6 protein-coding genes are annotated in these 6,867 nt (G+C 43.2%); 1 reads left to right on the top strand and 5 read right to left on the bottom strand.

Going from position 1 to position 6,867, the window contains the following annotated elements; translation table 11 throughout:
- Window positions 1-114: 114 nt before the first annotated feature.
- The 5 genes from VB740_RS35035 to VB740_RS35015 all read right to left on the bottom strand — a co-directional run bounded on the left by VB740_RS35035 (window position 115) and on the right by VB740_RS35015 (window position 5,324).
- Window positions 115-879, bottom strand: coding sequence for a Uma2 family endonuclease (locus VB740_RS35035; RefSeq protein ID WP_323204411.1), 765 nt, complete (start codon window positions 877-879; stop codon window positions 115-117).
- Between the two features lie 305 nt (window positions 880-1,184).
- Window positions 1,185-1,664 carry a plasmid segregation centromere-binding protein ParR gene (locus tag VB740_RS35030; RefSeq protein WP_323204410.1) on the bottom strand — a complete coding sequence of 160 codons (480 nt, stop codon included), beginning with the start codon at window positions 1,662-1,664 and terminating at the stop codon, window positions 1,185-1,187.
- A gap of 5 nt (window positions 1,665-1,669) precedes the next feature.
- Window positions 1,670-2,824 (bottom strand): ParM/StbA family protein, encoded by a 1,155-nt coding sequence (locus VB740_RS35025; RefSeq protein ID WP_323204409.1) that lies wholly within the window; start codon window positions 2,822-2,824, stop codon window positions 1,670-1,672.
- A gap of 240 nt (window positions 2,825-3,064) precedes the next feature.
- The gene (locus tag VB740_RS35020) at window positions 3,065-3,688 is read right to left on the bottom strand and encodes a DedA family protein (RefSeq protein ID WP_323204408.1); all 624 of its coding nucleotides are present in this window, start codon (window positions 3,686-3,688) and stop codon (window positions 3,065-3,067) included.
- A 553-nt stretch (window positions 3,689-4,241) separates the two neighbouring features.
- Window positions 4,242-5,324: a Gfo/Idh/MocA family oxidoreductase gene (locus VB740_RS35015; protein ID WP_323204407.1), complete on the bottom strand. Its 1,083-nt coding sequence runs from the start codon at window positions 5,322-5,324 to the stop codon at window positions 4,242-4,244.
- A 792-nt stretch (window positions 5,325-6,116) separates the two neighbouring features.
- On the opposite strand from VB740_RS35015, the gene queC reads away from it, so the two are divergent.
- Entirely contained in the window at window positions 6,117-6,791 is a 675-nt protein-coding gene (gene queC / locus VB740_RS35010) for a 7-cyano-7-deazaguanine synthase QueC (protein WP_323204406.1), read from the top strand.
- Window positions 6,792-6,867: the final 76 nt, after the last annotated feature.

The raw sequence follows: 6,867 nt of genomic DNA, 5'->3' as shown, positions 1-6,867 counted from the left end.
TCTCCTTTTACATTCTCCCTTATTTTGTATATCTTCCAAAAGTGGATGCTCCCTATCTAATTCTTAATCCTACAACTCAAAACTGTAGTCCAAACAAATCAAAAAAGCCAAAATTCACAACATATCTGGATTTTCCCCCAATTCTCTCAATCTAGCCGCTAAACGAGCCGCCTGTGCAACCGCGGCTTCCTCTCTTGCAGCAGCAGCTTGTGCTTGTGCAACCGCTGTATCCGCTTGTGAAATTGCAGCCTCCTCTGGTAACAAAACCAAATTGCCAGCTACATCGTAAAACCGCAACCATACCGCCGTTTCTCTCTCTATTGTTCCTTCATACGTTCCCAACCATAAACCTAACTTTTGACACCACAACCAACCACGCTCATTTGGTGTCAAAGATTGATATTGCTGATTATGATCTAAATGCCACCCTTGCAAAGAAGTCGGGTCAAAGGGGTCATAGACAAAATAATCTGAAGTATGAAAAGTTTGTTCGTAAAGGTCTTTCTTAACAGTCTTATCTATTTTGGCTGTAGATGGTGACATTAATTCTACAATCACATCAGGATAACGACCGTTTTCTTCCCATACTACCCAACCTTGACGAGAATTAGTGCCGTCCACATTCAGGACAGCAAAGAAATCGGGGCCACGGAAATCCTGGTTACGTACTTGGGCGCTGCTGTAATAAATAAACATATTGCCACCAGTAAAAAAATCATTCCGGTCAGCCCAAGCTTGCTGCAATGACCGAATCAACACATTCATGGCAATGCGGTGGCGATTTGATTCCAAGGGTTCTCCGTCATCAAAAATTAAATCTGTGGGCGGTGTGGGGTGTTCCCAGTCTAGAATGGCTCTTGGGTTGTTTTCGGTAGTCATGAGCGATCGCCTTTCTCAGAAAGCCTTAGATTTCTATCATAATCTGCCGAAAGCTTGCTGAAATACGACGTACAGATACAAATGGTTATAAATTATTCTTCATGCAATCTGGAAAATTGGGCATAGCTTGACGAATCCCAATTGATCACAAGAATACCAGAACAGATCAACTCGGATTGCCGTGATGATTCGCTATTATGAGCGATCGCTTCATTTACACAAATATAGACATTAACAATCCTTAATAGATAATATTATTAAGGATTGTTAAGAGGAGCAAAACTGCTCACAAACCCGATTCTTTCTTAAAAATCATCGAGAAACTGACTAAGGCGACTGATTACGGGGTCAACCTCTTGAGGAGGGGTAGCAACGGTATAAGAAGTATTATTTACTACTTCTAATTGATTTGGAGACTGAATGAACGATCGCTCATTGACTATGAGCGCCAGTTGTGCAACTTGTTGAGAAAGTTGCAGTAAATGGTGTTCCATCGCCTCCAAACGATTGGATCCCTTGGCAAAAAAACGTTCCTCAAGTCCAGCCACTTGACGTTGCAGTTCACCAATTTGTTGTTCAATTGGTGCTTTTGCTGCTGTTTGTGGAGCAGGTTGTACAGATTCCGGTACACATAAAGATTGCCACAAGGCTTCTTTACAGAGATCACTGAAAGTCTTGTCTGGTTGTTTTTCCAAATAACTTTCTACTTGCGCTAACAAGCTTTCATCAGCAAGCTCTGGGTTGAACGTGACGGATTTAACTACCTTTTTTGACCATTGGAACATCAGCTTTATGCCCTAGCAGCGCGATTGGAGGATAATTGTGCCTCTCCATAAATATACTGCCCCAAAGCATTCGCCTGTCTAGAAGGTGCTGCTAAATGAGCATTAATCTTTGCTTCTTTGAGCAGACGTTGAACGTCGTCCCAGAAAAACTCACCACCACCGCCAGTCAGAATCACATCGGTGACGCGTTCTGGCAACCAAGCGAGTACACGGCTACAGATTTCGCGTGAAAACATCTCTGTGAGATTAGGAAGAAAATCATCTAGGTTGGTTGGCTTGCTAGCGCCTTTAGGACGGTAATAACGTTCACCTCTGGGTTTGTTCACAGCGGAAATCAGGGCTAGAGATTGACTATCTGCTCCCTCGATTTCGGCGGACACCAATTCATAAAACTTGTTCATACCGAAGTCTTCGCTCTTAGAAGCACCTCTGGCAAAACGGAAGTTATCTACCATCAAAAGATCGACGGTTTGATGTCCAATATCAACGATCGCCACCGATATTTTTGTAAAATCGGGACTACCAGGACTTTTCTTCGGTTGAGCTTCAGACCACAGCAGGCTGCCGTAGCCCTCTGGCATTACCCATACCTTACTGACGTTGAGCGATACAGATTCGCCTCGGAAGTTTAACACATGAGGACCACCGACTTGGCTAATCAACTGTGCTTTTTCCTTTTCAAATTGCTCTAAAGAAAGAAAAGGCAGACCTAGTACGACTGAGATATCGTCTCTGAGTTTGAAGTAACCAGCACTTGCTAAAACTTTTACCAGTGCAGCCTCTACCTTAGATTGGCCAACTCCCAGATTTGCCCCAAAATCTGCTGCTAATTGACCAACAGCATATCCATTTCCTTGATACTCAAGCCACAAATCCATTAAGGGGTCAGTAGCCCTGGCTTCAAAAACACCACCGCGTACCTGTTCTATTGACATCTGCTTGACGTTGGCAGGTACGAACACCACATTGCCGGGTTCACGACTCACACAAGTTTTTGTGGAAGTTCTGCCTAAATCAACACTGAGAATGGTTTTCCCGGAACCACCGCCTGTCTTGGGAGGAGTATTATTAACAGCATTGATGGGAGTCGATGCTGACACTCTATTCATGGGTATAGCAGCGGCATTGATAGGGGTAGCGGCGGAAGGTTGGTCTGTCATGAAAGCTCCTAGTTCAAACTTAACTGTAAAAAGTTGTCATGCTCATCTTACAAAAATGCGAGCAACCAGAAATTCTAGGTTGCGTCAAGTGTAGCTAGAAATACGCCAAAAATTAATTCGGTCGATACTTCCGATAAGCTCATGCCTTCGCACATCTAGTATTATTTGGCATAGTGTAGGCGAATTTTGGCCAGATGTAACCCCTGCTTTCACTGCTTTCAAACCAAAAGCGTCCGTGTTTCATCTTCTAGTACGTCTTAACTGGCGCTTGAATATCCAGAAAACAAACGCTAGAACCAAACCCCCAAGCACGATTTTGGATACAGGAGCGAGGTACTTGTCCACAAGTTCATACTGACTACCCAATATGTATCCTGAGTATGTTAGCAAACCCACCCAAGCAGCGCTACCAAAGGTTGTGTAAAACAGAAATGGTAGTAAGGGCATATTGCTGATACCTGCGGGAACAGAAATCAAAGTGCGGATTCCTGGCACAAGGCGACCGATTAATACTGCTGTTCTACCTCGTCGCTCAAACCACTGTTTGGCCTTGGTAATATCTTTACTGGATATGCCCAGCCATTTGCCATATTTGTCAGCCCAAGCTTTCAAACGAATTTCACCCAAAAACTTACCTGGATAGTACCAAATAAGTGCGCCCAATACAGAACCCAAAAGTCCTGCAAAAAACACACCAATGATATTCAGCTTTGCCCCTCCTGGTTGATATGGACTTGCTGTAAATCCAGCCAGTGGCATAATCAATTCCGAAGGAATTGGGGGAAAAAGGTTCTCTAAGAACATTAGCAGGGCAATTCCCCAATAACCAAAATAGTTGATGGTATTAGTTATCCATTCAAGCATTGAGTTAATTCCTGAAATTGCTGGACTAGTTTTGTTAATAAATTCAGCCTTAGCTTTTTTAAAAGGTAATTATTCTTACTAGCTAAAGTCAAAGTAATTTTGCTGCATTATTAAAGTTGGCATCGCAACGAAGAAACAGAGTAATACCAATTCGCAATGACGCTCGAAGACTCGCTAACGCTGCGCTAACGCAATTCGCAATTCGCAATTCGCAATTCGCAATGGGCTACGCCCCGCTCCTCTCTAAGCGCAGCCATGCCGCAGGCTTTACGCAATTAAAAAACTTAGATGCAGCAAAGCTTTCAGGGGTTACATCTGCATTAAATTTTTCGTGAAATGGTATAAGACAGGTGGAAGCTAGAATCAAACCAACCACTAGATTTATGTTTTCTAATTTTTTAGATCCCCCTTAGTCGGTTTTTTAAAAGGACTAGGGAGGATCTAAAAATTTGATGGCAAATTTAAACACTTTAGAGTTTTCTTCTGAGGTTGTAGTTGTGGGAGAGCAAGGAGAAAATGTTACCTTTCCCCCTCATCCCCCTCATCCCCTCTTTTAGGCTGTCGGAGTCAATGATTGTACTCTTGGTTCCGATTGCCAGTCTAATGGATTCCAAACTCGATCTTCCAATGCCATTTGCTCAATCAAACTTGCCAGTCTCAGAGCTTTAAGAGCTTGTTCACCGCCTACTGAGGGTTGATTGCCACCATGTACACAGTTGACAAAATGTTCTAATTCTGCACTCAAAGGTTGAATATTACTGGTGTAGACTTTTTCAATCACACCATCTTGCCTGTAAAGTACTTGTCGGTGGTCGGTGAGAGAATTGGCAGTCGTTTGTCGGTGAATCAAAATTTCATTTTTAAGAAAATCTGCCTCAGTAAATGAATTTTTGCAATGGGCGACAATCCGGCGAATTTTTCGGTGAGTGACTTTACTGGCAGTCAGAGTAGCAACAATACCATTGGCAAACCCCAAGGTGGCGGTTACGTAATCTAAATAACCAGAGTCTAGGGAGCGAGTACCGCTAGCAGTCAATTTTGTTACTGGGGAAGCAGCTAATTCTAGAAGTAGGTCGATGTCATGGATCATTAAATCCAGCACAACTGAAACATCGTTTGCCCGATCTGAGTACGGACTCATTCTGTGGGCTTCTAGCGCCAGCAATTCCTCAGTTTTCAGTACTTGGCTCAGTTCTTTAAAAGCTGGGTTGAAACGCTCAATATGACCTACTTGCAGGATACACCCAGACTCGGCAGCGGCATTTACTAGGGACTCTGCCTCAGAAATACTGGCTGCGATCGGTTTTTCAATCAAAACATGAATTCCCGCTAACAGACAGTTGATACCGACGGCATAGTGCAGACGGGTGGGAACAGCTACACAAACTGCATCTACAAGGGGTAGCAGGTCACAGTAATCTTCAAAAAAACGCACCTTGTACTTGCTGGCAGTTTCTAGCCCTCGCTCAACATTAATGTCTGCCACTCCGACTAGCTCAACATCTTTCATTGAACTCAGTACGCGAGCGTGGTGTTGTCCCATGTTACCCACTCCAATCACGCCTATGCGGATCGGTCGTGGCTGGTTGCGCTGTGTATATGGATTCGGTTCTGCCACTGACATGCTATCTTGCACTATTATTCTCTCCTCAACCACCAAATTTAGAGACGCTACGGCCGTTGGCGTTTATACTCGAAAGCCAGTTACGATCCGTCTAAAACCATCCAGATGGTAACATAGAGCCTATGTTTATGAAGAATTTCAAAGTTTGTGATCGGTTCCCGTAATCCAAATATCTTTTGTATAGATAGTTCGGGTCTGTTTTGGATTTTGCACTTTCTACAATAAATATGTGTCTTTTTATTAACTTTAAAACATCTAGTAAGACTTAAGTGTAAATTCTTCAAATTTCTCAGGAGCGGCTGACTCTGCTTTGGCTTAACTGTAGGTTGCATTTAGGTAATTAATTACCGACATCAATATCTAAATTGATACTACTAAAATTACAAAGTCATGAAAAAGTAACACTTGTGCTTTTTTTCAGAAAAATGTTAGTGGAAATTATCGTCACTGTTTACTTGAAAAGATTTTTAGATGATTATTTGCAGCATCCGTCGTATAAACATACTTCTGCAAAGAAGCAAGCTAGTACCACAAGGCAAAAGTCAAAAGTTTTGGATATCAAGGTTTTTGCAAGTTTTAAAATGGTATCTTGATTTACGCCGCGCTGTGCTAGTTGTAGCGTCTTATAGAAAAGACATCACACCGCTTTTTGAGAGAAACTAGTGGAGATTATTTCTCTGGAATATTTCAGGTGGGGTGTTGTTTGCCATCACTCACAGGGTTCAGGAGTCGCTTTGGCATTGCTCCTTGACATCTTGTTAGAGGTGTAATTTGGCGATTTACAATCCAAAATTTGCAACCGAGATGAAAGCTGTAATTCTGTTATCTGGGGGATTGGACTCTTCCACAATTCTGTACAAAGCTAAGGCTGATGGCTGTGAATGTCATGCTATTTCCTTCGATTATCAGCAGCGACACCGACGAGAGTTACAGTCAGCCCTCACTGTTGCTCAAAAAGCTGCGATCGCACAACATCAGGTGGTTAATTTTGACTTACGACAATGGGGTGGTTCGGCGCTTACCGATGACGCCATTGATTTGCCCCAGGAACGTTCTCTGGCTGAAATGTCTGAAAATATTCCTGTCACCTATGTTCCGGCTCGTAATACCATCTTTTTAAGCTTTGCTCTTGGTTATGCCGAAGCGATCGCAGCTGAACGTGTTTATATCGGTGTCAATGCCTTAGATTACTCAGGATATCCTGACTGTCGCCCCGACTATATCCAGGCAATGCAGGAAGTCTTTCGCCTGGGAACCAAACAAGGGCGTGAGGGGCAACCAATCAATATTGTTGCACCCCTGATCAACCTGAAAAAAACCGAAATCATCCAACTGGGTAACCAATTGGGAGTTCCTTGGGAACTAACTTGGTCTTGCTATGCGGGTGGAGATGTCGCCTGTGGTTTATGTGATTCTTGTCGCTTGCGACTGGCAGCTTTTGCCGAATTGGGACTGGTTGATCCACTTGCATATGCTTAGTATGGGCATTGGGCATTGGGCATGGGGAAAGGGAAAGGGGTAAGGGGAAAGGTTAAATTTATCCCTTTACCCTTTC

Source organism: Nostoc sp. UHCC 0251 (assembly GCF_034932245.1).
Taxonomy (GTDB): domain Bacteria; phylum Cyanobacteriota; class Cyanobacteriia; order Cyanobacteriales; family Nostocaceae; genus Nostoc.
This window is presented reverse-complemented; position numbering and strand designations above follow the sequence as displayed.

Excerpts from the sequence above, each read along its gene's own strand:
- VB740_RS35030 (WP_323204410.1), bottom strand. The coding sequence starts at position 1,664 with ATGTTCCAATGGTCAAAAAAGGTAGTTAAATCCGTCACGTTCAACCCA.
- queC (WP_323204406.1), top strand. The coding sequence starts at position 6,117 with ATGAAAGCTGTAATTCTGTTATCTGGGGGATTGGACTCTTCCACAATT.
- VB740_RS35035 (WP_323204411.1), bottom strand. The coding sequence starts at position 879 with ATGACTACCGAAAACAACCCAAGAGCCATTCTAGACTGGGAACACCCC.
- VB740_RS35025 (WP_323204409.1), bottom strand. The coding sequence starts at position 2,824 with ATGACAGACCAACCTTCCGCCGCTACCCCTATCAATGCCGCTGCTATA.
- VB740_RS35020 (WP_323204408.1), bottom strand. The coding sequence starts at position 3,688 with ATGCTTGAATGGATAACTAATACCATCAACTATTTTGGTTATTGGGGA.